This is a genomic window from Aquabacterium sp. TM01, from assembly GCF_057808345.1.
Genome location: NZ_AP046529.1, coordinates 3,420,718 through 3,445,612 on the forward strand (window position 1 = coordinate 3,420,718; position 24,895 = coordinate 3,445,612).

The 24,895-nt window shown below is 66.2% G+C and carries 25 protein-coding genes and 1 pseudogene; 11 read left to right on the forward strand and 15 right to left on the reverse strand.

The window, feature by feature from the left end:
* Nucleotides 1–4 precede the first annotated feature (4 nt).
* The 3 genes from miaB to AC3WW4_RS15805 all read left to right on the forward strand — a co-directional run bounded on the left by miaB (nucleotide 5) and on the right by AC3WW4_RS15805 (nucleotide 3,609).
* Nucleotides 5–1,372: a tRNA (N6-isopentenyl adenosine(37)-C2)-methylthiotransferase MiaB gene (miaB, locus tag AC3WW4_RS15795; RefSeq protein ID WP_488829401.1), complete on the forward strand. Its 1,368-nt coding sequence runs from the start codon at nucleotides 5–7 to the stop codon at nucleotides 1,370–1,372.
* A 55-nt stretch (nucleotides 1,373–1,427) separates the two neighbouring features.
* The gene (locus tag AC3WW4_RS15800; RefSeq protein ID WP_488829402.1) at nucleotides 1,428–2,354 is read left to right on the forward strand and encodes an HD-GYP domain-containing protein; all 927 of its coding nucleotides are present in this window, start codon (nucleotides 1,428–1,430) and stop codon (nucleotides 2,352–2,354) included.
* Between the two features lie 133 nt (nucleotides 2,355–2,487).
* On the forward strand, nucleotides 2,488–3,609 hold the full coding sequence (locus tag AC3WW4_RS15805; protein WP_488829403.1) for an HD-GYP domain-containing protein: 1,122 nt from the start codon (nucleotides 2,488–2,490) through the stop codon (nucleotides 3,607–3,609).
* Here AC3WW4_RS15805 and bioF read toward each other — a convergent pair.
* Together bioF and nhaR are read right to left on the reverse strand one after the other, a co-directional pair.
* Complete coding sequence (gene bioF / locus AC3WW4_RS15810) at nucleotides 3,594–4,826, reverse strand: 8-amino-7-oxononanoate synthase (RefSeq protein ID WP_488829404.1); 1,233 nt, start codon at nucleotides 4,824–4,826, stop codon at nucleotides 3,594–3,596. The two genes, AC3WW4_RS15805 and bioF, sit on opposite strands and share 16 nt — an antisense overlap.
* 37 nt (nucleotides 4,827–4,863) lie before the next feature.
* Nucleotides 4,864–5,769, reverse strand: a complete 906-nt coding sequence (gene nhaR / locus AC3WW4_RS15815; protein ID WP_488829405.1) for a transcriptional activator NhaR — start codon at nucleotides 5,767–5,769, stop codon at nucleotides 4,864–4,866.
* A 120-nt stretch (nucleotides 5,770–5,889) separates the two neighbouring features.
* On the opposite strand from nhaR, the gene AC3WW4_RS15820 reads away from it, so the two are divergent.
* A complete protein-coding gene (locus tag AC3WW4_RS15820) occupies nucleotides 5,890–6,582 on the forward strand; it encodes a Bax inhibitor-1/YccA family protein (protein ID WP_320362506.1) in 693 nt (230 codons plus the stop codon).
* A gap of 126 nt (nucleotides 6,583–6,708) precedes the next feature.
* Here AC3WW4_RS15820 and bioD read toward each other — a convergent pair whose 3' ends face one another.
* From bioD to AC3WW4_RS15845, 5 genes are all read right to left on the reverse strand, one after another.
* The gene (gene bioD, locus AC3WW4_RS15825; protein ID WP_488829406.1) at nucleotides 6,709–7,422 is read right to left on the reverse strand and encodes a dethiobiotin synthase; all 714 of its coding nucleotides are present in this window, start codon (nucleotides 7,420–7,422) and stop codon (nucleotides 6,709–6,711) included.
* A 23-nt stretch (nucleotides 7,423–7,445) separates the two neighbouring features.
* Complete coding sequence (gene bioA / locus AC3WW4_RS15830; RefSeq protein ID WP_488829407.1) at nucleotides 7,446–8,879, reverse strand: adenosylmethionine--8-amino-7-oxononanoate transaminase; 1,434 nt, start codon at nucleotides 8,877–8,879, stop codon at nucleotides 7,446–7,448.
* A gap of 98 nt (nucleotides 8,880–8,977) precedes the next feature.
* On the reverse strand, nucleotides 8,978–9,352 hold the full coding sequence (locus AC3WW4_RS15835) for a 6-pyruvoyl trahydropterin synthase family protein (RefSeq protein WP_320362503.1): 375 nt from the start codon (nucleotides 9,350–9,352) through the stop codon (nucleotides 8,978–8,980).
* A 25-nt stretch (nucleotides 9,353–9,377) separates the two neighbouring features.
* A complete protein-coding gene (queE, locus tag AC3WW4_RS15840) occupies nucleotides 9,378–10,040 on the reverse strand; it encodes a 7-carboxy-7-deazaguanine synthase (protein WP_488829408.1) in 663 nt (220 codons plus the stop codon).
* A gap of 1 nt (nucleotide 10,041) precedes the next feature.
* Entirely contained in the window at nucleotides 10,042–10,311 is a 270-nt protein-coding gene (locus AC3WW4_RS15845) for a hypothetical protein (RefSeq protein ID WP_488829409.1), read from the reverse strand.
* 152 nt (nucleotides 10,312–10,463) lie between these two features.
* Between AC3WW4_RS15845 and hemA the strand changes: the two genes are divergently transcribed.
* From hemA to AC3WW4_RS15875, 6 genes are all read left to right on the forward strand, one after another.
* Nucleotides 10,464–11,807, forward strand: coding sequence for a glutamyl-tRNA reductase (gene hemA, locus AC3WW4_RS15850; protein WP_488829410.1), 1,344 nt, complete (start codon nucleotides 10,464–10,466; stop codon nucleotides 11,805–11,807).
* An 8-nt stretch (nucleotides 11,808–11,815) separates the two neighbouring features.
* Entirely contained in the window at nucleotides 11,816–12,916 is a 1,101-nt protein-coding gene (gene prfA, locus AC3WW4_RS15855) for a peptide chain release factor 1 (protein WP_488829783.1), read from the forward strand.
* Nucleotides 12,909–13,754: a peptide chain release factor N(5)-glutamine methyltransferase gene (prmC, locus tag AC3WW4_RS15860; RefSeq protein ID WP_488829411.1), complete on the forward strand. Its 846-nt coding sequence runs from the start codon at nucleotides 12,909–12,911 to the stop codon at nucleotides 13,752–13,754. Before prfA ends, prmC begins: the two co-directional genes overlap by 8 nt.
* Before the next feature lie 111 nt (nucleotides 13,755–13,865).
* A complete protein-coding gene (locus tag AC3WW4_RS15865) occupies nucleotides 13,866–14,618 on the forward strand; it encodes a hypothetical protein (RefSeq protein ID WP_488829412.1) in 753 nt (250 codons plus the stop codon).
* Between the two features lie 100 nt (nucleotides 14,619–14,718).
* Nucleotides 14,719–15,042 carry a Grx4 family monothiol glutaredoxin gene (gene grxD, locus AC3WW4_RS15870; RefSeq protein WP_488829413.1) on the forward strand — a complete coding sequence of 108 codons (324 nt, stop codon included), beginning with the start codon at nucleotides 14,719–14,721 and terminating at the stop codon, nucleotides 15,040–15,042.
* Nucleotides 15,042–15,617 (forward strand): UbiX family flavin prenyltransferase, encoded by a 576-nt coding sequence (locus AC3WW4_RS15875; RefSeq protein ID WP_488829414.1) that lies wholly within the window; start codon nucleotides 15,042–15,044, stop codon nucleotides 15,615–15,617. Before grxD ends, AC3WW4_RS15875 begins: the two co-directional genes overlap by 1 nt.
* A gap of 41 nt (nucleotides 15,618–15,658) precedes the next feature.
* On the opposite strand, the gene AC3WW4_RS15880 is transcribed toward AC3WW4_RS15875, so the two are convergent.
* The 3 genes from AC3WW4_RS15880 to AC3WW4_RS15890 all read right to left on the reverse strand — a co-directional run bounded on the left by AC3WW4_RS15880 (nucleotide 15,659) and on the right by AC3WW4_RS15890 (nucleotide 19,157).
* Nucleotides 15,659–16,495 (reverse strand): PEP-CTERM sorting domain-containing protein, encoded by an 837-nt coding sequence (locus AC3WW4_RS15880; protein WP_488829415.1) that lies wholly within the window; start codon nucleotides 16,493–16,495, stop codon nucleotides 15,659–15,661.
* 81 nt (nucleotides 16,496–16,576) lie between these two features.
* A complete protein-coding gene (locus AC3WW4_RS15885; protein ID WP_488829416.1) occupies nucleotides 16,577–17,284 on the reverse strand; it encodes a lytic transglycosylase domain-containing protein in 708 nt (235 codons plus the stop codon).
* 109 nt (nucleotides 17,285–17,393) lie between these two features.
* A complete protein-coding gene (locus AC3WW4_RS15890) occupies nucleotides 17,394–19,157 on the reverse strand; it encodes a proline--tRNA ligase (protein ID WP_488829417.1) in 1,764 nt (587 codons plus the stop codon).
* A gap of 101 nt (nucleotides 19,158–19,258) precedes the next feature.
* Between AC3WW4_RS15890 and AC3WW4_RS15895 the strand changes: the two genes are divergently transcribed.
* The gene (locus AC3WW4_RS15895) at nucleotides 19,259–19,873 is read left to right on the forward strand and encodes an RNA pyrophosphohydrolase (protein ID WP_488829418.1); all 615 of its coding nucleotides are present in this window, start codon (nucleotides 19,259–19,261) and stop codon (nucleotides 19,871–19,873) included.
* 108 nt (nucleotides 19,874–19,981) lie between these two features.
* Here the strand turns inward: AC3WW4_RS15895 and AC3WW4_RS15900 are convergent, their stop codons facing one another.
* The 5 genes and pseudogenes from AC3WW4_RS15900 to rplU all read right to left on the reverse strand — a co-directional run bounded on the left by AC3WW4_RS15900 (nucleotide 19,982) and on the right by rplU (nucleotide 24,823).
* Nucleotides 19,982–21,043: a putative solute-binding protein gene (locus tag AC3WW4_RS15900; RefSeq protein ID WP_488829419.1), complete on the reverse strand. Its 1,062-nt coding sequence runs from the start codon at nucleotides 21,041–21,043 to the stop codon at nucleotides 19,982–19,984.
* 143 nt (nucleotides 21,044–21,186) lie between these two features.
* Nucleotides 21,187–22,305, reverse strand: coding sequence for a glutamate 5-kinase (gene proB / locus AC3WW4_RS15905; RefSeq protein ID WP_488829420.1), 1,119 nt, complete (start codon nucleotides 22,303–22,305; stop codon nucleotides 21,187–21,189).
* Nucleotides 22,306–23,036: 731 nt separating this feature from the next.
* Nucleotides 23,037–24,074 (reverse strand): annotated as a pseudogene (gene cgtA, locus AC3WW4_RS15910) (Obg family GTPase CgtA); the annotation flags it as partial.
* Between the two features lie 134 nt (nucleotides 24,075–24,208).
* Nucleotides 24,209–24,466, reverse strand: a complete 258-nt coding sequence (rpmA, locus tag AC3WW4_RS15915) for a 50S ribosomal protein L27 (protein ID WP_300156345.1) — start codon at nucleotides 24,464–24,466, stop codon at nucleotides 24,209–24,211.
* Between the two features lie 45 nt (nucleotides 24,467–24,511).
* Nucleotides 24,512–24,823, reverse strand: coding sequence for a 50S ribosomal protein L21 (gene rplU, locus AC3WW4_RS15920; protein ID WP_290730197.1), 312 nt, complete (start codon nucleotides 24,821–24,823; stop codon nucleotides 24,512–24,514).
* Nucleotides 24,824–24,895: the final 72 nt, after the last annotated feature.

Genomic DNA, 24,895 nt, shown 5'->3' on the forward strand with positions numbered 1-24,895 from the left:
CCCCATGAGCACCGCGCCCGAGACCAAGAAGGTCTACATCAAGACCTATGGCTGCCAGATGAACGAATATGACTCGGACAAGATGTCCGACGTCATGAACGCTGCCCAAGGCTACACGCCCACCAACGACCCCGAAGAAGCCGACCTGATCCTCTTCAACACCTGCTCGATCCGCGAGAAGGCGCAGGAAAAGGTGTTCTCCGACCTGGGCCGCGTCAAGCACCTCAAAGACAAGGGCGTGATGATCGGCGTGGGCGGCTGCGTGGCCAGCCAGGAAGGCGCGGCCATCATCGCGCGCGCACCCTATGTGGACGTGGTCTTCGGCCCGCAGACCCTGCACCGCCTGCCCGCCATGCTGGCGCAGCGCGCGGCCTCCCAGCGCCCGCAGGTCGACATCAGCTTCCCCGAGATCGAGAAGTTCGACCACCTGCCGCCCCCGCGCAAGGAAGGCGCCTCGGCTTTCGTCTCCATCATGGAAGGCTGCTCCAAGTACTGCAGCTACTGCGTCGTGCCCTACACCCGTGGCGAAGAGGTCTCGCGCCCGTTTGACGACGTGCTGACCGAGGTGGCCGACCTGGTCGACCAGGGTGTCAAGGAGATCACGCTGCTGGGCCAGAACGTCAATGGCTACCGCGGCAAGATGGGTGACACGACCGAAATCGCCGACTTTGCGATGCTGCTGGAGTACGTGGCCGAGATGCCCGGCCTGGAGCGCATCCGCTTCACCACCAGCCACCCCAACGAGTTCAGCCAGCGCCTGATCGACGTCTATGGCAAGACCAACAAGCTGGTCAACCACGTGCACCTGCCTGTGCAGCACGGCTCTGACCGCATCCTGATGGCCATGAAACGCGGCTACACGGCGCTGGAGTACAAGAGCACCATCCGCAAGCTGCGCGCCGTGCGTCCCACCATCCGCCTGTCGACCGACTTCATCGTCGGCTTCCCTGGCGAGACCGACGAGGACTTCGACAAGCTGATGAAGCTGGCCACCGACCTGGAGTTCGATGCGTCCTTCAGCTTCATCTACAGCGCCCGCCCCGGCACCCCGTCGGCCGCGCTGCAGGACGACACGCCGCACGAGGTCAAGCTTCAACGTCTGCAAACCCTGCAGGCTTATCTGGAATCCAACGTGCTGCGCTACAGCGAGGCCCTGGTGGGCCAGACGCAGCGCATCCTGGTGGAGGGCCCGAGCCGCAAAGACCCGAGCGAGCTGATGGGCCGCACCGAGTGCAACCGGATCGTCAACTTTGCCGCTGGTCCCACCCAGGCCCTGCGCGAGCGACTGGTGGGGCAGCTGATCGATGTGAAGATCACCAAAGCCTTCCCGCATTCGCTGCGGGCGGACATCCTGCTCGACCAGGCCGCCTGACTCTCTCGGCATGACGACGTCACCACAGCCCCGAGACCTGACCAAGAGATCGAGCATGTCTGACGCCGTTACCACTGACCCCATTGCCTGCTGGGACACCCTGCTGGCCCAGGCGGCGCATGTGCTGCACCACCCCGACGAGGTGGGCTTCGCGCCACGCCTGGAGGCCCTGGCCGACGCCATTTTCGCGGCCCTGGCGCGGGACCCAGACGCTGGCGTCTTCGCGCTGCTCCATGGCGAAGACGCGGCCGGCTATGCCGTCACCCACGCGCTGCGCACGGCCCTGGTGTCCGCCCTGGTGGCCGAGCGCTGCGGCTGGAGCCCGGGCGCCCGGCGCACCCTGGTGCGCGCAGGCCTGACGATGAACATCGCCATGCTGGACCTGCAGAACACGCTGGTCACGCAGACCACCCCACCCACGTCGCGCCAGCGCGCCGAGATCGCCTCGCATGCCCACCGGGGCCGGGCCATGCTGGAGGCCGCCGGCATCACCGATGCCGATTGGCTGGACACCATCACCCATCACCATGTGACCCCGGGCGGTCACGCCCTGCCGCGCCAGCACCGTGAACTGTGCCCGCTGGCCTGCATGATCCACTATGCCGATGTCTACCTGGCCAAACTGAGCCCCCGGGCCACCCGTGCGGCCATCGCCGTCAACGTCGCGGCACGGGAGTTTCACGTCAGCGCCGGGGGGGCCGACAACCCCTTTGTGACCGCCATCCTGCAGGAGATGGGGATCTTTCCGCCCGGCACCTTCGTCAAGCTGCGCAACGGCGAAACCGCCATCGTGCTACGGCGTGGCGCCACACCGGACAGCCCGGTCGTGCACAGCGTGATGGACCGCAACGCCCACCCCCTCCCCGCCCCGCTGGCACGCGACACAACCCAGCCCACGTTCAAGGTGGTGGCCGCCCTGCCGCGTGGTCAGGTGCCGCTGCACCTTGACCGGCAGATGCTGTTTGGCCATCCCGGCACCTGATCACTTGTCGCAGCAAGCCCCCTCATTCGCGTGACATCGTCCACGAATGGCGACACACCCGGGGGTTTGTCCCCCGACACATCTTCGGCCAAATGTCCGAATCTGCAAGAAATTGCAGTAGTGAGTGTCGCCCATGAAGCTCCTGAGACTGTGCACCCAGCACATCCGCCTCAACCACCCTCTGCCCTGGAACGTCCACAACGAGCCCGGGCAGTTGCTGTTGAGCAAGGGCTTCGTGCTCACCAGCCAGGACCAGATTGACGCGCTGCTGGCGCGTGGCATGTACGTCGATCAGGACGAGTACGAGCAGCATGCCCGCAACGCCGCCGAAAGCGCCGTCGGCGCCAAGATGGACCCGTTCACGCTGTGGTCCAACATCCTGAGAAGCGTGGCCCAGGTACTGCTGCGCCCGGACAGCCCGACCTTCGTGCCCGAGATCCAGCAGCTGTCGGGGACCATCCAGAAAGCGATGCGGGACGACATCGAGATCGGCTCCTTCGAGATGCTGCATGGCCAGCCCGTGGGCTATGCGGTGATGCACTCTCTGCAGACTGCGTTTGTGGCCTGCCTGGTCGCCGAGCGATTTGGCTGGAGCGAATCGGAACGCAACACGCTGATGCAGTCGGCGCTGACCATGAACATCAGCATGCTCAACATGCAGAATGTGCTGGCCAAGCAGCCCACCCCCCCCACCCCCGAGCAACGCGCCGAGATCGACGCACACCCAAAGAAGAGCCGCGCCATGCTGGAGGCTGCGGGCGTCACCGACGCAGCCTGGCTGCACACCGTCGAGCACCACCACGTGACCCAGGGTGGCAAGCCCCTGCCTCCTGACCATGGCACCTTCGGCCCCTTGGCCTGCATGATCCACTATGCCGACGTGTACCTGGCCAAGATGAGCCCGCGCGCCACCCGCCCGGCCCTGGCGGTCAACGTGGCGGCGCGTGATCTGTATGTCCATGCGGGCGGCGCCGACAACCCCTATGTGGGGGCCATCATCAAGGAAATGGGGATCTTTCCGCCGGGATCCTATGTGAAGCTCGCCAATGGCGACACCGCCGTGGTGACCCGCAAAGGCCCCACGGCCAACGCGCCGCTCGTCCACAGCCTCATCAGCGCCGACGGCTGGGTGTTTCCCGACGCCAAGCTGCGTGACACCACCAAAGGTGAGTACAAGGTGGTCGCCGCCGTGCCGCGAGACAACGTCCTGCTGCGCCTTAACCGCCAGCGCCTGTTTGGCTACGCCACGGCCTGAGACAAGGCGGCCACGAGCTGGTCGACCTGCGCCAGTGTGTGAGCCGCGGACAAGGAAATGCGCAGGCGCGCAGTCCCTTCCGGCACGGTTGGTGGCCGGATGGCGGGCACCCACACCCCCTGTTCATCGAGCTTGGCCATCACCGCCAATGCCGCTTCGTTGCTGCCAATGATCAAGGGCTGGATGGCCGTGTCCGATGGCATCAGATGCCAGGGCAGACCGGCCGCCGCCACGCCCTCGCGCAGGCGCTGTTGCAAGGCCCGAAGGTGATCGCGGCGCCAACCCTCTTCCTGCATGACGCGGACGCTGGCGCGCAGGGCCTCGGCGATCATCGCCGGGGTGGCCGTGGCAAACATGTAGGTGCGCGCCTTTTGCAGCACCCATTCGACCATGCTGGGCTCACCGGCCACAAAGGCGCCGGCCACGCCGGCCGCCTTGCCCAAGGTCGCCATGTAGATCAGGCGATCCATGCGTCCCTGCCAGGCGGGCGCCACGCCGTCGCGCCCGGCCATGCCGAAGTACGACAAGGTGCCCTCGCCATGCTCGCCCAGCACACCAAAGCCGTGGGCGTCGTCGATCATCAGCCAGGCATCGTGGCGTTCGCACAGGGCCATCAAGGCCGGCACATCGGCCACATTGCCATCCATGCTGAACACCGCGTCGGTCACCACCAGCTTGCGCCGGGCCGTGCTGGCTTGCAGCGCCTGCTCCAGCGCAACCAGATCGGCGTGCGGCACCACGTGCAGCTCGGCGCGTGACAGCCGGATGCCATCGATCAGACAGGCGTGGTTGAGCGCGTCGGAGAAGACCGCATCCCCACGCCCCACCAGAGCCGGGATGATGCCGACATTGGCCGCATAGCCCGCGTAAAAGTACAAAGCGCGCGGCAAACCCACCAAAGCGGCCAGCTCGCGCTCCATGGCCTCGTGGGCCGGACTGTGGCCACAGACCAGGGGCGAGGCGGTGGCCCCCACACCATAGCGGGCGGCGGCATCCTGCGCGGCCGTGATGAGCGCCGGATGCTGAGACAGGCCCAGGTAGTCGTTGCTGCCGAAGGACAGACGGGGGCGACCGTCGATCAGGTAATGGGTGCCACGAAGATCCTCTTCGTCGGCAGACAGGTCCACGGGCCCCTTCAGAGGCATCACCTGGCGACGTTGGCGGGCCAGATGGGCGGTGCGCAGTTGCGCCAGTTCTTGGTCAAACAATCCAGTCATCCGCCAAGGTTAACCCCAAGTGCTGGGTTTTCCGGCCTCAACGGTTCCAGGCAGCGAACAGGCCTGCACGGGCCGCCTGGGTGATCGCGGCCACCCCGGGATGGGTGATGCGCCGCTCCACCGTGATCACATAAAACTCCTCGATGAGATCAGTGGCCTCGCCCAACAGGTGCACACCGTACTGGGCGCGCACCTCCTGGTCCAACACCATGGGCGCGACAAACACCCCGTGACCCTGCTTGCCCAGCTCGGTCACCAGCGCCCCATCGTCGAACTCACCGACCACGCGGGGGCGCAGCTTGTGCTTGCCCAGCCACTGGGTCAGGCGCACGCCCATGGCCGAATCGGCCCCTGGGGCCAGCAAAGGCAGACCATCCAGGCAGGCGGGGAACGCCCCTTTGGCGTGCTCGGCCAGGGCCGGGCTGGCGTAAAAGCCCACATTGGCGCCTCCGAGTCGGTGGTTGAAGGCGGTCACGCTCAAGGCGGGCGGCAGCGGGATGTCGGACAGGACGAGGTCCAAGCGGTGCACCGCCAGCTCGGCCAGCAGGCTGTCGAGCTTGCCCTCGCGGCTGATGACCTTGAAGGGCTGGGCCTGGCTCATGGCGGGCTCCAGCAGGCGGGTCACCACGAGCTTGGGCACCGCATCGGCGTTGCCCACGCGCAGCTCGACCGGGCGCAACGCGCCCTTGGGCTGGCGCACCACCTGCTCCAGCTCGGCCCCCAGGTTGAAGATGTCTTGCGCGTAGCTGAACGCGAGCTGACCGGTCTCGGTCATCTCCAGCTTGCGGCCCTTCTTGCGAAACAGCGGACGGCCGAAATGTTCTTCGAGCAGCTGGATCTGGCCACTGATGGTTTGGGGCGTGACGTGCAGGTGCTCGCCCGCCTTCACGACACCACCCAGGCGTGCCACGGTCCAGAAGTACAGCAGGTGCTTGTAGTTCATTTCGGTTTCACCGATATGTTTTCGTCAAAAAACCGAATTTACGCGAAACATCATCGTCCGTACAGTCTGTGCTGTCGTGGTTCGTATCCGGTGCCACAGTTTTCTGCAAGGAGTTTCTCCATGTCCAACGACATCCGATCCGAAGTGCGTGCCTTCCCCATGGGCGACGTCACCACGGTGACGCCTGCCAGCGCCCAACGCGTGCTGCGCAACACCTACGCCCTGCTGGGCCTGACCCTGGCGTTCAGCGCCCTGGTCGCCGGCGTGGCCATGAGCCTGAAGCTGCCGCATCCTGGCATCCTGGTGACCCTGGTGGGCTTTTACGGCCTGTTCTTCCTGGTCAACAAGACCGCCAACAGCGGCAAGGGCGTGCTGGCCGTGTTCGCCCTGACCGGCTTCATGGGCTACACCCTGGGCCCCACCTTGAACGCCGTGATGAGCCTGCCAGGTGGCAGCGCCGCCATCACCAATGCCCTGGCGGCCACGGCTGCGGCCTTCCTGGGTCTGTCGGCGATTGCCTTGACCACCAAGCGTGACTTCAGCTTCATGGGCAAGTTCCTGATGATCGGCATGCTGACCGCCATGGTGCTGGGCCTGGGTGCGATCTTCTTCGAGATCCCCGCGCTGAGCCTGGCCGTGTCGGGCATGGTGGTCCTGCTGGCCAGCGGCATGATCCTGTTCGAGACCAGCCGCATCGTCAACGGCGGTGAAACCAACTATGTGATGGCCACGGTGGGCCTGTTCGTGTCGATCTACAACCTGTTCAGCAGCCTGCTGATGCTGTTCGGCCTGGGTGGCGGCAGCGACGACTGAACACGTGAACGAGTGTGGTGCCAGCTTGACGGACGGGGTTGTGTGACCCACAGCCCGTAGTGGGGTCAAGCTTTGATCGCCCGGTGTCGGCTTCGGCCACACCGGGCGTTTTTCATGGCGACGCCGTCAGGGCAGACGCAGGCCGCGCGCCAGTTCGGCCGGATCGGCATCGGGCTGCCAGGGCCAGTGCGCCAGCAGGGGCGCCTGCAAGCGCGCCTTCAGCGTGGCCAGGTTGGCCGCCTGCTCCGACATCTGAGGGTCGATCACATTGGCGACCCAGCCGGCCAGCTTCAGCCCCCGCGCGAGGATGGCCTCTTGCGTCAACAGCGCATGGTTGATGCAGCCCAGACGCACCCCCACCGTCAGGATGATGGGCAGGTTCAGGCGCTGAGCCAGGTCGGCACTGGTCACCCAGTCGCCGCCCAGATCGGGATCGGGCTCGCACAGCGGCACGATGAAGCCGCCCGCGCCTTCGACCACCACGGCATCGGCGTGCTGGCGCAGCGCATGGAAGCTGGCCTCGATGTGGTCGAGGTCGATCACCACACCAGCCCGGCGCGCGGCAATGTGCGGGGACACAGCATCGGGCAAGGCATAGGGGTTGTCGAAGCCGCCGGGCACTGGCAGGCTCGATGCCGCACGCATCGCCGCCACATCCTCATTGAGCCAGTGGCCGGGGACGTCACCCTGCTCGTCCACCCAGTCGCAGCCGGAGGCCACGGGCTTCATGCCCACCACGCGGGCCTGGCCGGCCTGGCGCAGGGCATGGATGACGGTGGTGCTGGTGCGGGTCTTGCCGACGCCGGTGTCGGTGCCGGTGATGAAGTAAGCGAGGGACATGTGGGCGCTCGGGGTCAGATGAGTCAGGCCATGCGCACGGTATCGGTGGCAGGCGCGGCACTTGGCGTCTGCTGCGGCAAGGCATCGATCTCGGCCAGCACCTGGTCGAGCACGCGCACCAGGCCCTCGGCCAGCACGCGCTGGTCGGCCTCGGTCAGCACATAGGGCGGCATGACGTAGAGCGTGCTGCCGATGGGACGCAGCAACAGGCCCGCGTCCAAGGCCGCGCGGTGGTAGCGGGCGGCAAAGGTGGGCTCGGCGGTGTCGATGTCCCAGGCCCAGATCATGCCCAGGTGGCGCGTGGCCTTGACGCGGGGGTGGGCACGCAGCGGGGCCGTCAGATCGGTGAAACGCGCGGCAGCCAGGCGGTTGCGGCTCAGCACATCGTGGCCGTCGGCATCGCGGGCGGCAAAGGTGTCGAGCACGGCCAGCGCAGCCCGACAGGCCAGCGGGTTGCCGGTGTACGAGTGCGAGTGCAGGAAGCCGTGCACGGTGCGATCGTCGTAGAAGGCCGCGTACACCGCATCGGTGGTCAGCACCGCCGACAGGGGCAGCATGCCACCGGTCAGGCCCTTGCTCAGGCAGATGAAATCGGGCTTGACCCCGCTGCCATCGGCCCGGCGCGCCTGCTGGTGCGCAAACAAGGTGCCGGTGCGGCCAAAGCCCACGGCGATCTCGTCGGCGATCCAGTGCACGGCGTAGCGGTCGCACAGTTCGCGCACGGCCACGAGGTAGTCGGGCGCGTACATGGCCATGCCGGCGGCACCCTGCACCAGCGGCTCCAGGATGAGCGCGGCCGTGCGCGTGTGGTGCTCGGCCAGGTAGGCGGCCAGCGCGTCGATGGCGGCCTGGGTGTGGGCCTCGGCGCTCACGCCGGGTGCGGCGTGACGCGGGTCGGGCGAGGGCAAGGTGGCGCTCAGGCGCAGCAGGGGCGCATAGGCCTCGCGGAACAGCGGGATGTCGGTGACGGACAAAGCGCCAGCGGTTTCACCGTGGTAGCCGCCTTGCAGGCCAATGAACTGGTTCTTGCCGGATTGGCCGAGGTTGCGCCAGCTGTGGGCACTCATCTTGAGCGCGATCTCGGTGGCACTGGCGCCGTCGCTGGCGTAGAAAGCGTGGCCCAGGCCGGTGAGCGCGGCCAGGCGCTCGGACAGCTCCACCACGGGTGGGTGCGTCAGGCCGGCCAGCATGATGTGATCGAGCTTGCCCAGCTGATCGGTGATCGCCTCACGGATCGGGCCGAAGTTGTGGCCGAACAGGTTGACCCACCAGGAGCTGACCGCATCCAGGATGTGATGGCCCTGGTCGTCGATCAGCCAGGGCCCCTCGGCGGCGACGATGGCGCGCGGCGGGAAGCGCTCGTGCACCTTCATCTGCGTACACGGGTGCCAGACGGCCTGGCGGCTGCGTTCGGCCCAGTCCGGCTGTGTGGGAGACAAGGGCGTCGGTGCACTCATGGGTCGGGCCTTCAGTCAGTCGGTTCGGCAGTCGGTGCCGTCAGGGGCGATACAGGCCGGCGCCGGGCTTGAACCTGATCAAGGCGGATCCCGCCGGATCAAGCCGGCTCGGGACGGTACAGACAACGGTCGCCTGCAGCCCGCGACACGGCCACGCCCGCCACCTGCGGGATGCGCGGCTGGATGCGCTCGAAGATGAACACGCACAGGTTTTCCAGCGTGGCGGCACCCAGGCCGGGCACTTCGTCGAGGAAGTGGTGGTCGAGCTGGCTGCGCACCTCGGCGATCACCTCGCGCAAGATGGCCAGGTCCACGACCATGCCGGATTCGGGCTGGCGCGGGCCACGCACAATGACCTCGGCGGTGTAGGTGTGGCCGTGGATGCGGCGGCTGCCGGCGGCCTCTTCGGGCGACACCTGGCGCTTGAGCGTGTGCGCCGCATCGAAGGCAAAGGTCTGACTCAACTCGAACATCAACAATCCTTACAGGGGCAGCGCGTCAGCGGATGCCCAATGATTTGTGGGTCTGGACGCTGAGCAACCAGCGTGGGTGGTCCAGACACCATTGCACGGCCCATGCCATCGCCTGGCGGCGTGCTTCGGGCTGGGCGCTGTCCATGGCCTGCACGCGCAGCTGCTGGAAATCCAGCTGCTCGAAGGCCAGCAGGTCCGCCTCGGTGAAGCCGGCTTGCGGCACCACCACCTTGAGCTCATGGCCCCGCGTCTGCACCAGCTTGGAGCCCGCCTTGGGGCTCACGCAGATCCAGTCCAGCCCTGGCGGTGCGGCGATCGTGCCGTTGGTTTCCACCGCGATCTCGAAGCCTTGTGCATGCAGTGCGTCGATCAAGGCCGCGTCCAGCTGCAACAGGGGCTCACCACCCGTGACGACGACGAAGCGCTGGCCTTGCCGACCCGCCGGCGTGTCTGGCCAGAACGAGGCAATGCGCGCTGCCAAAGCCTGCGCCGTGTCGAACTTGCCGCCGCCCAGGCCGTCGGTGCCGACGAAATCGGTGTCGCAGAACTGGCAGACAGCGCTGGCGCGGTCGGCCTCGCGGCCTGTCCACAGATTGCAGCCGGCCATGCGGCAAAACACCGCCGGACGACCAGCATGCGTGCCCTCGCCCTGCAGGGTGTAGAAAATTTCCTTGACGCTGTAAGTCATGTCACCGCCATCCTGTCCACCACACCACCACCGCTGAAGCCAGCACCAGGCCGGCATACGTGGCCACCGCACCGTCCTGACCGGTCAGGACCAAACCCACGATCAGCACCCCGGCGTTGGCCAAGGCCGACCACTTCACTTGCCCGCGCCAGGCCTTGCCTTTGAGCTCGGCGCGCCACACCAGGCGCGCCAGCGTGGGCACCAGCAGCGCCATCGTCAGGGCGGGCAACAAGAAATTCCACAGATGATTCAGCGCGTTGAAGAAACCCATGTCTGGCCTTGAGAGACGGACGCAGTCGAGGCGCCGAACTTGCGCTGCATCAAAAAAACACGCTGTTTGCGGGTCGACACCCCAGCGCACACCCAGGGCTTCCGCATCAACGGAACCCCATGTCAGGTTGTGGATTTTATAATCCCTGTCATATGACCGTCTTGACCCTGGGACTCAACCACACAACCGCCACTGTTGACCTGCGTGGACGGTTTGCGTTTGCGGTCGACCAAGTCGCCCCGGCGCTCAAGACCTTGCACCAGCAACTGACGGGGGCACCGCAGTCTGAAGCGGCGCTGTTGTCCACCTGCAACCGCACCGAACTGTACGTGGCGGCGGCGGGTGCGGGCAAGCCAGTCCAGCAACTGAGGCATGCGGCCATCGACTGGCTGTCTCGCACCGGCGGGGTCTCTCCCGACGAACTGCTGCGCCACACCTACGTGCTCGAAGGCGGCCAGGCGGCGCGCCACGCCTTCCGCGTCGCCAGCGGGCTGGACTCCATGGTGCTGGGCGAGCCGCAGATCCTGGGCCAGATGAAGCAGGCCGTGCGCGAGGCCGACACTGCGGGCACGCTGGGCACGACCCTGCACCAACTATTCCAGCGCAGCTTTGCCGTGGCCAAGGAAGTGCGCACCTCCACCGAGATCGGCGCGCACTCCATCAGCATGGCCGCCGCCGCCGTGCGCCTGGCCTCGCAGCTGTTTGAAGACCTGGGCAAGACGCGTGTGCTGTTTGTGGGCGCTGGCGAGATGATCGAGCTCACCGCCACGCACTTTGCCGCCCGCAACCCGCGCGCCATGGCCGTGGCCAACCGCACCTTGGAGCGCGGCGAAAAGCTCGCCTCCCACCTGGGCGCCCAGGCCATCCGCCTGGCGGACCTGCCCCAGCGCCTGCATGAGTTCGACATCGTGGTGTCCTGCACCGCCAGCTCCCTGCCCATCATCGGCCTGGGCGCCGTCGAGCGGGCGCTGAAGGCCCGCAAGCGCCGCCCCATCTTCATGGTGGACCTGGCCGTGCCGCGCGACATCGAACCCGAAGTTGCCCGCCTGGACGACGTCTACCTCTACACCGTCGATGACCTGTCGACCATGGTGCAGACCGCCGGCGAAAAGCGCCAGGCGGCCGTCGCCCAGGCCGAGGCCATCATCGACACCGGCGTGCAAGGCTTCGTGCACTGGCTGGACCAGCGCAGCATCGTGCCCCTGATCCAGGCCCTGCACGGTCAGGCCGACCAATGGCGCAGCGCCGAACTGGCGCGTGCCCGCAAGCTGCTCGCCAAGGGCGAAGACGTGGAGGCTGTGCTCGACGCCCTCACCCATCGCCTGACGCAAAAAATGCTGCATGGTGCCATGGCCGAGCTGCACAGCGCCGACGCCCACAGCCGGCCCCAGGTCGCCTCGGCCTTGTCGCGCCTGTTCCTGCGCGGCGACACCGTCTTGCCCACCGACCTGCAGCCCCTGCACACCCGGCGCCTGAGCGACGAGGACCTCGCGTGAGCGCCGCCCTGGCGCCCTCCCTTGCCTCTTCGCTCGAACGCCTGGCCCAGCGCCTGCAAGAGCTGGACATGGCCCTGTCCGACCCGGTCGTCGCCGCCGACAACAAACGCTTTCGTGAGCTCTCGCGTGAACACGCCGAGGTCAGCAGCGTGTGCGACCTGGCCCGCCGCCACACCCAGCGCCAGCACGACCTCGACACCGCCCGCGAACTGCTGGCCGACGCCAGCGACGACGCCGAGATGCGCACCATGGCCCAGGACGAGATCGCCCAGGCCGAGGCCGACCTCGACCAACTCGTGGCCCAGTTGCAGACCGCCCTGCTGCCCAAAGACCCGGACGACGCCCGCAACGCCTTCATCGAAATCCGTGCGGGCACCGGCGGCGACGAGTCCGCCCTGTTCGCCGGCGACCTGGCACGCATGTACACCCGCTTCGCTGAGCGCCAAGGTTGGCGCAGCGAGATCATGTCGGCCAGCGAGTCCGACCTGGGCGGCTACAAGGAAGTGGTGCTGCGCTTCGAGGGCGATGGCGTCTACGGCCAGATGAAATTCGAATCGGGCGGCCACCGCGTGCAGCGCGTGCCCGCCACCGAAACCCAGGGCCGCATCCACACCAGCGCCTGCACCGTGGCCGTGATGCCCGAGCCCGACGAGGCCACCGCCATCACGCTCAACCCGGCCGACCTGCGCATCGACACCTTCCGCGCCAGTGGCGCAGGCGGCCAGCACATCAACAAGACCGACTCGGCCGTGCGCGTGGTCCACCTGCCTACGGGTCTGGTGGCCGAATGCCAGGACGGCCGCAGCCAGCACAGCAACAAGGCCAAGGCCCTGCAGGTGCTGCAAGCGCGTCTGCAAGAAAAAGAGCGCAGCGAACGCGCCACCAAGGAAGCCGCCCTGCGCAAGGGCCTGATCGGCAGCGGCGACCGCTCCGACCGCATCCGCACCTACAACTTCCCGCAAGGCCGCCTGACCGACCACCGCATCAACCTGACGCTCTACAAGCTGCTGGCCGTGATGGAAGGCGACCTCGGCGACGTGATCGCCGCGCTGCTGAGCGCCCAGGCCGCCGACCAGTTGGCCGAGCTGGAGGCCGCCACCGGTGTCTGACACCAACGCCACTCCCACCGCCCTCACCGTCGCCCAGGCGCTGGCCCAGGCCCGCACCTGCGGCGTCGACCGGCTGGACGCGCACCTGCTGCTCGGCCACGTGCTGGGCCGCTCGCGCACCTGGCTGCTGTCCCACGACACCGACCTGCTAGACCCTGAGGCGCAAGCCCGTTACCTGGCCCTGCTCACGCGCCGTGCCGAGGGCGAACCGGCGGCCTACCTGCTGGGTGACAAAGAGTTTTTCGGCCTGAACCTGCGCGTCACCCCCGACACCCTCATCCCCCGCCCGGACACCGAAACCCTGGTGCACTGGGCGCTGGAGCACCTGCCCACCGACCAGCCCCGGCGCGTGCTCGACCTGGGCACCGGCAGTGGTGCCATCGCGCTGGCCCTGGCCCACGAGCGCCCGCTGGCCGACGTGACGGCCGTGGACGCCAGTGCCGGCGCCCTGCAGGTGGCCCTGGACAACGCCACCGCCCTGGGCCTGCGCCTGCGCGGCCTGCTGGGCTCCTGGTTCACCCCCGTGGCGGGCGAGCGCTTCGACCTCATCGTCAGCAACCCGCCCTACATTGCGCAGGGAGACCCGCACATGGCCGCCCTGCGCTTCGAACCTGAAAGCGCCCTGACCGCCGGCCCCGACGGCCTGGATGACCTGCGCCAGATCGTGGCCCAGGCCCCCGATCATCTGATCCCCGGAGGCTGGCTGTTGCTGGAGCACGGCTATGACCAGGCAGAGGCCGTGCAAACCCTGATGCGCCAGCGCGGCTTTCAAGAAGTGAGCACCCGCTTCGACCTGGGGCCGCAAGCACGCTGCACCGGCGCTTGCTGGCCGGGCTGAGCCCCCCATCCGCCCAGCCCGAAACCCGAGCGGCGGTCACGAATGCACACATCTCGCTGACACAGGGCCGAGGCCACGGCGTAGCATGACCTTCCCGCGACGGAGCCCGACATGCACACGCCCATCGACGCCCAGCCCTGCCCTCCGCCCAAGCGGCCCACCCGGCATCGCCTCGATGCCGGGGCGTTCTGCGGCCTCCTGCTCCTGGCCTGCTCGGTGCCGGCCCAGGCCCAGTTGGTGCCGCCCGCCGCCCATGCCTTGCGCCAAATGGCCCAAGCGCCCTACACCGCCGTGCACCTGCCCTGGCGTGCGACGGTCGACGGCGCCGGCTTGCAGGCCAAAGGGCGCCAGCTCTGGCCCCAGTGGGAAGGCCGCATCGGCGTCGTCATCGACCGCCCCGTCGACCCGCTGAAAAACAACTTCGTGCTGGCCCAACCCAGCCCTGCCGGCTTGCAGCTGCGCAGCCTGCACATCCTGTCCGACTACCACCTCGACGGCGGCTTCCGCGCCACGGCCGGCCTCTTGCGCGGCCACGTCGAGCAAGCCTGGTGGACCGGCGGCGCGCAAAGCCCCGGCCTCAACCTCAGCCTGCAGCGCCTGGACCTGCTGCGTCTACCCGACCACCACCAGGGCAGCGACCGCACCATGGCCTACATCGGTGCGGGCTACAGCACCTCACTGGGGGACACGTCCGATGGCGCACTCCCCTCGCATTTCAATGCCGACATCGGCCTGACCGCCGCCGGCCAACGCGACCCCCAACGCCCCGGCGTCTCGGCCACCGATGGCCTGGGCGGCAATCCGTTGGCTGGCAAACTGCAATGGCGCCCCCTCATCAAGGTGTCGGTGGACTACGCCTTCTGAACTAAGCCTTCTGAACGCGGGTGAATCCACCGCAGCGTGCGCCAGACGGCCGGTCCTGATATAAGCTCGGCTGTTTTCTTTTCAACAAGATGGTGTGGTTATGAGCGACGTTCAACAACGCATTGACGATCTGGTCAAAGGCAACCGCGTGGTGCTGTTCATGAAGGGCACGGCCCAGTTCCCGCAATGTGGTTTCTCCGGCCGCGCGGTGCAGATCCTCAAGGCCTGCGGCGTGACCGATCTGGCCACCGTGAACGTGCTGGAAGACGAAGGCATCCGCCAGGGCATCAAGGAATACGCCAACTGGCCGACCATCCCCCAGCTCTACATCAACGGTGAATTCGTCGGCGGCTCGGACATCATGATGGAGATGTACCAGGCCGGCGAACTGCAACAGATCCTGGGCGGCCAGCAAGCCGGCTGATGAGCGCCACGCGCCCATCGCGCCTCATCGTGGGCATCACAGGGGCCAGCGGCGCCATCTACGGCGTGCGCCTGCTGGAGCGTGCCCGCACCCTCGGGGTGCAGACCCATCTGGTCGCGACCCCGGCGGGCATCCTCAATGTGCACCATGAACTCGGCCTTGACCGTTCGGCGCTGGAGGCCCTGGCGACCGAAGCCCACGCTCCCGGTGACGTGGGCGCCTGCATCGCCAGCGGCAGTTTTGCCACCGACGCGATGGTGATCGCCCCCTGTACGATGAAGACCCTGGCCGCCGTGGCGCACGGCCTGGGTGACAACCTGCTGACCCGTGCGGCCGACGTGACGCTCAAAGAGCGCCGTCGCCTGGTGTTGATGGTGCGCGAAACGCCCTTCAATCTGGCCCACCTGCGCAACATGACCGCCGTCACAGAGATGGGCGGCATCGTCTTTCCGCCGCTGCCGGCGTTCTACCACCGGCCGCAAAGCATCGACGAGTTGGTCAACGAGACGGTCGAGCGCGTGCTGGCGCTGCTGCAAATCGAGCAAGCGCACCCGCAGGAATGGCAGGGTTTGTGACCCTGTATGTTGGTTGCCCGTGACGGGCAACCACAACGTGATCAGACGCGACGGCGCCCGAGCACCCACAAGCCGACCAGACCCAGGCCCATCATCGCCCAGGTGGCGGGCTCGGGTACGGCGGTCACATTCCGGACCAGAAACACCCCGAAATCCGGACTGCTGGCATCAAGGGCAACCAGCGCATCGCGACGGCGCAAAAAGTCTCCCAGACTTTGGGATGAGCCAGACTGGGCCTGATAGGCCAACAGGTCTTCCCGAAGCTCAGGTGAGAGCGCGGACCAAACGTCTTCCGGACTGCCGACTGGGCCAGACATTGCGATCGGCGTTGTGCCGAGGTTCTCTGGGTCGGATATGGCCATCGGCGTTGTGTGAGAGTAGTCCGTGAGCACATCACCGCCAGGTGAGATGACCGTCTCGCGGGTCAGCCACAAGGTCACCAGAGGAAGCTGCGTCTGGGCTTCCAGCAAGCCGTCGTCGCCCACGGCCCCCGCCAGCACGGTGGTCGGCCCGCCCAGGTTCGCGCTCAGCTCCGGCGATGCGGCCCAGCCGCCCAGCCAGTCCACCACATCCAGGTTCGAGGCACTGTGCGCCACGAGTTCATCCACTTCGGCCAAGGTGGCGAAGCGAAAGCCTTGCGCCAGCCACTCACTCGTTCTCACCTGCGTGACCGACAGCCCCCGCGTCGCACTCAGGTCCAACCAGGCCAAGCCGGACACACTGTCCAGCGTGAGCAGGGCATCGCCGCTCACGGTGGCGTCCGCCGTCGAGAAGGCCGCCGTAGCCCAGGTGGAACACAGCGCCATCGCGCCCGCGACCAAACCGGTCTTCCAGTTGCGCCAGCCTGCCATCCCTGCCCCATTGGTGTGTGTGGTCATACAGAGGATTCTGACCGACCGGCAACGCCCACGGCATCACACCCGCCCCCCGGCTCACGGGGGCGTGAGGCTGTTACCCGCTCAAGGCCGGGTGTAGCTGACCTTCTGCACCGTGGCCGAACCCTCGGCCAGACGCGTGGCCGCGGCGTCCTGATTGCGCCAGACCCGTGCGGCGGCGGTGACCATGTTCGGGTACTCGGCACGCCCGCGGCTGCCGTTGTAGCGCCCCAGCGCCATGAAGAGGTTGCCCTTTTCACGGTCGAGGTAGTGGCGCAGGATCACGCAGCCAAAGCGGATGTTGGTCTGCATGTGGAACAAGGTGGACGGATCGCCATTGCCGATGGTGCGCGACCAGAACGGCATGATCTGCATGTAGCCGCGCGCCCCAGCGTGAGAAATGGCGTGCTTGCGGAACCCGCTTTCCACCTGAATCAGGCCCAGCACCAGCGAAGGCTCCAGGCCCGCCCGCTTGGCTTCGTAGCAGACGGTGTTGAGGAACTCGGTGCGCACCAGTTCCTCGGGCTTGCGTTTGCGCAAGCGGGCTTCCTGAGCCTGCGTCCAGCGGGCGCACTGCTGGCGTTGTGCCTCGTCGGCGAACACAAGCTTGGGCGGTTCACCACGCCCCACAGCGGCGGACAGGGCAGAGCGCACCGAGTCGGCCAAAGGCTCCTCGATCTGCGCCCCGGCCCAGGCGCTGGGCAGGCTCGCGGCCAGCAGGCCGACGGCGCACAGCGCACGCGCACCTGCACGACACCACACGCGCCCTGCGTGGGGCCCACGGTGGTTCATGAACAGAGACCCTGGAATTTGCCGAAAGCAGCGAAACAACGACCCAACAGACATCACCGAACCATACCGCATCTGGTGCGCCTTGTCGCTCGCCTCTGGCAAGCTTCCCTCACGCTCCGTGCAATCGTGCCAGCACATGCACCAACACATCGCTCACCGGCACCTTGGTGGCTTCGGCATCCTGGCGGCCTTGGTACTCCGCCAGGCCCTCCTTGAGGCCCTTGTCGCCCAGCACCACGCGGTGCGGCACGCCAATCAGCTCCCAGTCGGCAAACATCGCGCCCGGACGCTCGCCCCGGTCATCGAGGATCACGTCCACGCCCTTGGCCAGCAGGTCGGCGTGCAACTGGTCGGCCGCCGCCTTGACGGCTTCGGAGCGGTCGTAGCCCACCGGGCAGATCACCACGGTGAACGGCGCGATGCTGTCGGGCCAGATGATGCCGCGCGCGTCGTGCTTTTGCTCGATGGCCGCCCCCAGGATGCGGGTCACGCCGATGCCGTAGCAGCCCATCTCGAAGTGCTTGGGCTTGCCGTCCACGTCCAGGAAGGTTGCGTTCATGGCCTGGGAGTATTTGGTGCCCAGGTAGAACACATGGCCCACTTCGATGCCGCGCTGGATGGCCAGCACGCCTTGACCGTCCGGCGACGGATCGCCTTCGACGACGTTGCGGATGTCCGCGACCAGATCAGGCTCGGGCAGGTCACGGCCCCAGTTCACCCCCTGAATGTGGAAGCCTGCTTCGTTGGCACCACAGACGAAGTCGCTCATGGCCGCCACGGTGCGGTCGGCGATCACCTTCACGGGCTTGCGCAACTGGACCGGGCCCAGGTAGCCGGGCTTGGTGCCAAAGTGTTCGACGATTTCGCTCTCGGTGGCAAAGCGGAAACCGGCCTTCAAACCGGTGCCGTCGGCCAACTGGATCTTGCCGGCTTTGACCTCGTTGAGGTCATGGTCGCCACGCACCAGCAGCAGCCAGACCGTGGACTTGACGATCTCGCCGACCTCATTGGTCTCATCGGTCGCCAGCACCAGGGACTTGACGGTCTGGCTCAGCGGCAGACCCAGCAACTCCGCCACGTCCGGGCAGGTACTCTTGCCCGGCGTGGCGACTTTGGTCAGGGCGGCGGCCGGGGCGGCGCGGTGGTCGATCAGGGCCACGGCCTCGGCCAGTTCGATGTTGGCGGCGTAGTCGCTGGTGGGGCAGTAGACGATGGCGTCTTCGCCCGTGTCAGCGATCACCTGGAACTCGTGCGAACGGTCGCCACCGATGGCGCCGGTGTCGGCCGCCACGGCGCGGAACTGCAGGCCCAGACGCTCGAAGATGCGGGTGTAGGCGGCAAACATGCCGTCGTAGGTCTTGCCGGCGCTCTCGACGTCCCGGTCGAAGGAGTAGGCGTCCTTCATCGTGAACTCGCGGCCGCGCATCACGCCAAAGCGCGGACGGCGCTCGTCGCGGAACTTGGTCTGGATCTGGTAGAAGTTCTTGGGCAGCTGGCGGTAGCTGCGCAGCTCCTGGCGGGCGATGTCGGTGATCACCTCTTCGGCGGTGGGCTGGATCACGAAGTCGCGGCCATGGCGATCCTTGAACCGCAGCATTTCCTCGCCCATCTTCTCGAAACGACCCGTTTCTTCCCACAACTCGGCGGGCTGCACCACGGGCATGACCAGCTCGACGCAACCAGCCTTGGTCAGCTCGTCACGGATGATGGCCTCGACCTTGCGGATGCTGCGCAGACCCATGGGCATGTAGTTGTAGAGCCCGGCCCCCAGCTTCTTGATCAGACCAGCGCGCATCATCAGCTTGTGGCTGACGATCTCGGCATCGGCCGGGGCTTCCTTGAGGGTGGAGATGAAGAACTGAGAGGCTTTCATGGGAACCAATGCAAAGGCACCGCAAGGTGCCGGGATGACCACACTAGGCGATCCGGCACAGCGGTGCAATAATGAAACCAGTTGAAAATTTGGAGTTGATTATGCTCGACCGCGAAGGCTTTCGGCCTAACGTCGGCATCATCCTGCTCAATCACCGTAACCAGGTCTTCTGGGGCAAACGCATCCGCACCCACTCCTGGCAGTTCCCACAAGGCGGCATCAAATACGGTGAGTCGCCCGAGCAGGCGATGTTCCGCGAGCTCCACGAAGAAGTGGGCTTGCTGCCCGACCACGTCCAGATCATCGCGCGCACGCGCGACTGGCTGCGCTACGAGGTGCCCATGCACTTCATCCGCAAGGACGCGCGCGGCCATTACCGCGGCCAGAAACAGATCTGGTTCCTGCTGCAGCTCACGGGTCGCGACAGCGACATGAACCTGCGCGCCACCAACCACCCCGAGTTCGACGCCTGGCGTTGGCACGAGTACTGGGTGCCGTTGGAGAGCGTGATCGAGTTCAAGCGGGGCGTGTACGAGATGGCCCTGTCCGAGCTGGCCCGCTTTCTGCCCAAGCCACAGGTCCCGGGCAACCGCTTCCTGCGTGGCAACATGCGCTCGCATCGGCTGGATGAAGCCCACGACGGGAGCTCGGAGAGCGACGACGCGATGTCCGTGGACGACGAGCACCACCACACCGTCCCCGTTTCACGCTATTGAGCGCTTGCGCACCCATCAGGAACAGAAAGGCCCGACAGGCTTGCGCCTCCGGGCCTTTGCTTTGATGCCCACACCACCCGACCGCAGCCGGGCGGTGTGCAGCGTCAATCAGTCGATTTCACGCGGGGTGGCGCACTCGGCATCCGAGGGGTTGACGCTGCAACGGGCCTTCTTCATCACGTTCAGGGTCGTCTTGTTGTAGATGCCCTGCTTGGCGATGTCCAGGCGAGCCTCACGGTACATGATGGCGTACTTGGGGATGCTCTCGGCCGGGAAGTCCTCCCAGGTGCTGGCGGGAATGCCCTTTTCAGCGGTCTTGACGATGTTCAGCGCGCGGTCAAACTGGGCCAGCCAGAACTGACGCGACTTGTCGCCAAAGCCTTCGGGGAACTTGCTCTTGTTGAGCATGATCTGCACGGTGGGGATCACGATGGGCAGACGGCCGATGCCGCCGGTCTTGCCAATGCCCTTGTGCAGCTCGAAAGGCTTGTAGGCCACGGCCGGCAAGGTCACCATGTCGAGGAAGCCGTTGTTGAACTTCGGACCGATGTTGGTCACGTCCACGGACACCGGCTGGGCGCCGATGCGCTGGATCATCATGCTCTGAGCCTTGTCGTAGTCGAAGGCGGCGATCTTCTTGCCCGACAGAGACTCGACGGTGTTGTTCTTGCGGTCACGGACGATGGGATAGGCTGCGCCCAGCGGGAAGATGCCGCCCACTTCGTAGTTGCCGTCGACCATCATCTTGCCGGCCTGGGGAGAGGAAAACACCTGGATGACCTTGCGCAGCACTTCGTAGCCTGCGTCGATGTCGACCTTGCCATTGCGGATGATCAGGGTCGAGCCGACGCTGTCGATCGAGCCGGCGATGCCATTGAACTGGCGGGTGCGGAAGGAGGTGGCCACCACGGCATCGCACTGGCCGGCGCGGAAGTCTTCGATGGCCACGCGTTCGTCGACGTAGCCCTTGAGCTCCATGTCAGCCCCGTTCTTTTGCATGGCCAGGGCATAGTCGGTGGAGGCCGCGTAGACGTCGCCGGACTTGCCAGCCACGTCCCAGACGCAGACGACGTTCTTGGCATGGGCCGACACGGCCACGGAAGACAGCAGCGCGGCGGCGGCCAGTGCCAGGGATTGGGGGCGGAAGAAGGAGCGGGTGGCGAGGGACATGGTGAGGGTCTCCGGGGGCAGAACACGTGAAATAAGTCTCGGGACTGATTCTCACGTGACGTCCGAACGCCCCTATGCAGGGTGAACCCGCCTCCCTCCCCATTCAGGGGATCGCGTCAGGCGCCTCTCGCGGGCTGGACCGCTCAGGCCAGCACGAGGTTGTCGCGGTGGATCATTTCGGGCTCGTTGGTGAAGCCCAGCGCCGCCTCGATGTCGGCCGAGGCCTTGCGCACCAGCAGGCGCGCTTCGCTGCTGGCGTAGTTGGCCAGGCCGCGGGCCACGTCCTGGCCCTGGCTGTTGCGCACGGCGATGACGTCACCGCGGAAGAACTCGCCCTCCACCTCAGTCATGCCGATGGGCAGCAGGCTCTTGCCTTCGTCGCGCAAGGCCGTCACGGCACCGTCGTCGATGACCACGGCCCCACGCAGTTGCAGGTGGTCGGCCATCCACTGCTTGCGCGCGGTGAGCTTGGCGGTGTCGGCCACGAAGAGCGAACCGATGGCCTCGCCCTGGGTGAGGCGCACCAGCACGTCGGGCTCACGGCCCCAGGCAATCACGGTGGATGCGCCACTGCCGGCGGCACGCTTGGCGGCCAGCACCTTGGTGATCATACCCCCGGTGCCCACGCGCGAGCCGGCGCCGCCGGCCATCTGCTCCAGCGCGGGGTCACCCGCAGTGCAGACGTCGATGAAGCGGGCGTCGGGGTCCTTGCGCGGGTCGGCGCTGTAGAGGCCCTTCTGGTCGGTGAGGATGACCAGGGCGTCGGCCTCGACCAGGTTGGCGACCAGCGCACCCAGCGTGTCGTTGTCACCGAACTTGATTTCGTCGGTGACGACGGTGTCGTTCTCGTTGATGACGGGCACCACCTGGTGCGACAGCAGGGTCAGCAAGGTGGAGCGGGCGTTGAGGTAACGCTCGCGGTCGGCCAGGTCGGCGTGCGTGAGCAGCACCTGGGCGCTGCCCATGCCGTGCTCGCGCAGCTTGGTTTCGTACATCTGCGCCAGGCCCATCTGACCGACGGCGGCGGCGGCCTGCAGGGCGTGGATTTCCTTGGGACGGGTGGCCCAGCCCAGGCGCTTCATGCCCTCGGCGATGGCGCCGCTGGAGACCATGATGACCTCCCGACCATCTTGCGCCAGGGCAGCCATCTGACGGCACCAGGTGCCAATGGCCTCGGCGTCCACGCCCTTGCCCTCGTTCGTGACCAGACTGGAGCCCACCTTGACGACAATGCGGCGGGCGTTCTTCAACACATCGTTCATGGGCGGGAGGCTCGGTCAGGTCAAACGGGGATCAGGACTCAGCGGGCGGCTTTCTTGGCCACGGCTTTCTTGGCGGGAGCGGGAGCCTTCTTGGCCGGTACCTTCTTGGCAGCCGCCTTCTGGGCTGGCGCTTTCTTGACCGCGGCGGTCTTCACCGGCGCCTTGGGGGCCACGGCCTTTTTCGCCGGCACCTTCTTGGCGGGCGCCGCCTTGGGCGCAGCGACCTTCTTCACCGCCACGGGCTTGACCGCCACCGTTTTCTTCGCCGCCACCGGTTGGACGGCCGCCTTCTTCACCGCAGGCTTGACGGCGGTTTTCACCGCCACCTTGCTCACGGTCTTTTTGGCGACCACTTTCTTGGCCGCCGGCGGGGTGACAGGTGTCTTCACCGCCTTCGGAGTCTTCACCGTATTGGCCGATTTGGCTGCGATGGCCTTGGGCTGGGCCGCCTTCTTGGCCGGCGCTTTCTGGGCGCTGGCCTTGGGCGCGACGGCTGCGGTCTTCGCCGTGGCAGTCTTGACCGCAGCAACCTTCGTCACGGCAGTCTTTTTCACGGCGACCTTCTTGGCAGGCACTTTCTTCGCCGCAGCCTTCTTGGCCGGGGCTTTCTTGGCGGCGGCCTTGCGTGCGGCACCCGACTTGGGCTTGATCAAGGCTTCGAGTTCCTCGTCGTACGACAGGCCGGCGCGGGCCATCAGGTCCGACGCCATCGGCAGACTGGCTTCCACGTCGAAGCGAATGTCGGCCTCTTCGTGATGCTCTTGCATGCTGGCCACGTGCTTGTAGATGGTCTGCACCAGCTGCTCGCAGCCCTGGCGGGTCAGCGCAGAAATCTGGAACACAGGGCCCTTCCAGCCGTAGCGGCGCACAAACTCGAGCACGCGGGTGACGCGCTCGGCCTCGGGGACCATGTCGAGCTTGTTCAGCACCAGCCAGCGAGGCTTGTTGTAGAGCTCTTCGTCGTAGATCTTGAGTTCGTTGACGATGGCGCGGGCCTGCTTGACCGGGTCGGTGTCGTCAAACGGGGCCAGGTCAATCACGTGCAGCAGCACGCGGGTGCGCTGCAAGTGGCGCAGGAACAGGTGCCCCAGGCCGGCGCCTTCTGAAGCGCCTTCGATCAGGCCGGGGATGTCGGCGACCACGAAACTCTTTTCCGGGCCCACACGCACCACACCCAGATTGGGATGCAAGGTGGTGAAGGGGTAGTCGGCGATCTTGGGGCGGGCGTTCGAGATGGCCGCGATCAGGGTGGACTTGCCGGCGTTGGGCATGCCCAGCAGGCCGACGTCGGCCAGCACACGCAACTCCAGCTTGAGCTTGTAACCCTCGCCAGGCCAGCCGACGGTCTTCTTGCGCGGGGCGCGGTTGGTGGAGGTCTTGTAGTGCAGGTTGCCGAAGCCACCGTCACCGCCCTTGGCCAGCAGGCGCTTTTCGCCATGCTCGAGCAGTTCCATCATCACTTCGCCGGTTTCGAAGTCGCGGATGATGGTGCCCACCGGCATGCGCAGGACGATGTCCTCGCCGGCCGCGCCGAACTGGTCGGAACCACGGCCTTGCTCACCGTTGCGCGCCTCGTGGTGGCGGGCATAGCGGTAGTCGATCAGGGTGTTGATGTTGCGGTCAGCGACCACATAGACGTGCCCGCCTCGTCCGCCGTCGCCGCCATTGGGGCCGCCGAAGGGGATGAATTTTTCGCGACGGAAGCTGATGCATCCGCTGCCACCGTTGCCGGCGGTCACATCAATGGTGGCTTCATCGACGAATTTCATGAGACGGGTGTCCTTGTGTGGCCTGGGCTGAGATTATCTCTGCCCCAGGCAAAAAATCTGGACGGGCGACAAACACAAAAGCCCCGGCACGCCGGGGCTTTGGTTCAGCAGGCCCGTGGGCTGCCAAAGACCGATCAGATCGCGGTAACAACCACGGTCTTGCGGTTCAACGCGCCCTTGACGGTGAAGGACACGGTGCCATCGACCAGCGCGAACAGGGTGTGGTCGCGGCCGGTGCCGACGTTGGTGCCAGCGTGGAAGCGGGTGCCGCGTTGACGGACGATGATGGAACCTGCGGAGATCACTTGACCGCCGAAGGCCTTCACGCCCAGCATCTTAGGTTGCGAGTCGCGGCCGTTCCGCGTGGAACCGCCGCCTTTTTTCTGTGCCATGGATCTGCTCCTTGGTGACTGAGGTTAGACGAAGAAGGCGCGAGATCAGGCGTTCACAGCGCTGATTTGCAGCTCTGTGTAGTTCTGACGGTGGCCTTGGCGCTTTTGGTAGTGCTTACGACGGCGCATCTTGAAGATGCGGATCTTGTCGTGACGACCTTGCGACAAAACAGTTGCAACGACGGTTGCGCCAGCCACCAAAGGCGTGCCCACCTTGAGTTCTGCGCCGGAGCCGACTGCCAGAACCTGGTCGATCACGATCTCTTGGCCAACGTCCGCAGCAATCTGTTCTACTTTAATTTTTTCGCCAGCAGCAACTTTGTATTGCTTGCCACCGGTTTTTATGACCGCGTACATGTTGAGACCTTTCTAAAAGAACTTGTTCTTCGCCTTTTACAAAGCGAAGCTCTCTACTTTAGCACGCTGTCA

Excerpts from the sequence above, each read along its gene's own strand:
- rplU (WP_290730197.1), bottom strand. The coding sequence starts at position 24,823 with ATGTACGCGGTCATAAAAACCGGTGGCAAGCAATACAAAGTTGCTGCT.
- AC3WW4_RS15895 (WP_488829418.1), top strand. The coding sequence starts at position 19,259 with ATGCTCGACCGCGAAGGCTTTCGGCCTAACGTCGGCATCATCCTGCTC.
- hemA (WP_488829410.1), top strand. The coding sequence starts at position 10,464 with ATGACCGTCTTGACCCTGGGACTCAACCACACAACCGCCACTGTTGAC.
- rpmA (WP_300156345.1), bottom strand. The coding sequence starts at position 24,466 with ATGGCACAGAAAAAAGGCGGCGGTTCCACGCGGAACGGCCGCGACTCG.
- AC3WW4_RS15865 (WP_488829412.1), top strand. The coding sequence starts at position 13,866 with ATGCACACGCCCATCGACGCCCAGCCCTGCCCTCCGCCCAAGCGGCCC.
- AC3WW4_RS15800 (WP_488829402.1), top strand. The coding sequence starts at position 1,428 with ATGTCTGACGCCGTTACCACTGACCCCATTGCCTGCTGGGACACCCTG.
- nhaR (WP_488829405.1), bottom strand. The coding sequence starts at position 5,769 with ATGAACTACAAGCACCTGCTGTACTTCTGGACCGTGGCACGCCTGGGT.
- AC3WW4_RS15890 (WP_488829417.1), bottom strand. The coding sequence starts at position 19,157 with ATGAAAGCCTCTCAGTTCTTCATCTCCACCCTCAAGGAAGCCCCGGCC.
- bioF (WP_488829404.1), bottom strand. The coding sequence starts at position 4,826 with ATGACTGGATTGTTTGACCAAGAACTGGCGCAACTGCGCACCGCCCAT.
- AC3WW4_RS15885 (WP_488829416.1), bottom strand. The coding sequence starts at position 17,284 with ATGAACCACCGTGGGCCCCACGCAGGGCGCGTGTGGTGTCGTGCAGGT.
- AC3WW4_RS15835 (WP_320362503.1), bottom strand. The coding sequence starts at position 9,352 with ATGTTCGAGTTGAGTCAGACCTTTGCCTTCGATGCGGCGCACACGCTC.
- bioD (WP_488829406.1), bottom strand. The coding sequence starts at position 7,422 with ATGTCCCTCGCTTACTTCATCACCGGCACCGACACCGGCGTCGGCAAG.
- queE (WP_488829408.1), bottom strand. The coding sequence starts at position 10,040 with ATGACTTACAGCGTCAAGGAAATTTTCTACACCCTGCAGGGCGAGGGC.
- AC3WW4_RS15900 (WP_488829419.1), bottom strand. The coding sequence starts at position 21,043 with ATGTCCCTCGCCACCCGCTCCTTCTTCCGCCCCCAATCCCTGGCACTG.
- AC3WW4_RS15875 (WP_488829414.1), top strand. The coding sequence starts at position 15,042 with ATGAGCGCCACGCGCCCATCGCGCCTCATCGTGGGCATCACAGGGGCC.
- AC3WW4_RS15845 (WP_488829409.1), bottom strand. The coding sequence starts at position 10,311 with ATGGGTTTCTTCAACGCGCTGAATCATCTGTGGAATTTCTTGTTGCCC.
- proB (WP_488829420.1), bottom strand. The coding sequence starts at position 22,305 with ATGAACGATGTGTTGAAGAACGCCCGCCGCATTGTCGTCAAGGTGGGC.
- grxD (WP_488829413.1), top strand. The coding sequence starts at position 14,719 with ATGAGCGACGTTCAACAACGCATTGACGATCTGGTCAAAGGCAACCGC.
- AC3WW4_RS15880 (WP_488829415.1), bottom strand. The coding sequence starts at position 16,495 with ATGACCACACACACCAATGGGGCAGGGATGGCAGGCTGGCGCAACTGG.
- miaB (WP_488829401.1), top strand. The coding sequence starts at position 5 with ATGAGCACCGCGCCCGAGACCAAGAAGGTCTACATCAAGACCTATGGC.
- AC3WW4_RS15820 (WP_320362506.1), top strand. The coding sequence starts at position 5,890 with ATGTCCAACGACATCCGATCCGAAGTGCGTGCCTTCCCCATGGGCGAC.
- bioA (WP_488829407.1), bottom strand. The coding sequence starts at position 8,879 with ATGAGTGCACCGACGCCCTTGTCTCCCACACAGCCGGACTGGGCCGAA.
- AC3WW4_RS15805 (WP_488829403.1), top strand. The coding sequence starts at position 2,488 with ATGAAGCTCCTGAGACTGTGCACCCAGCACATCCGCCTCAACCACCCT.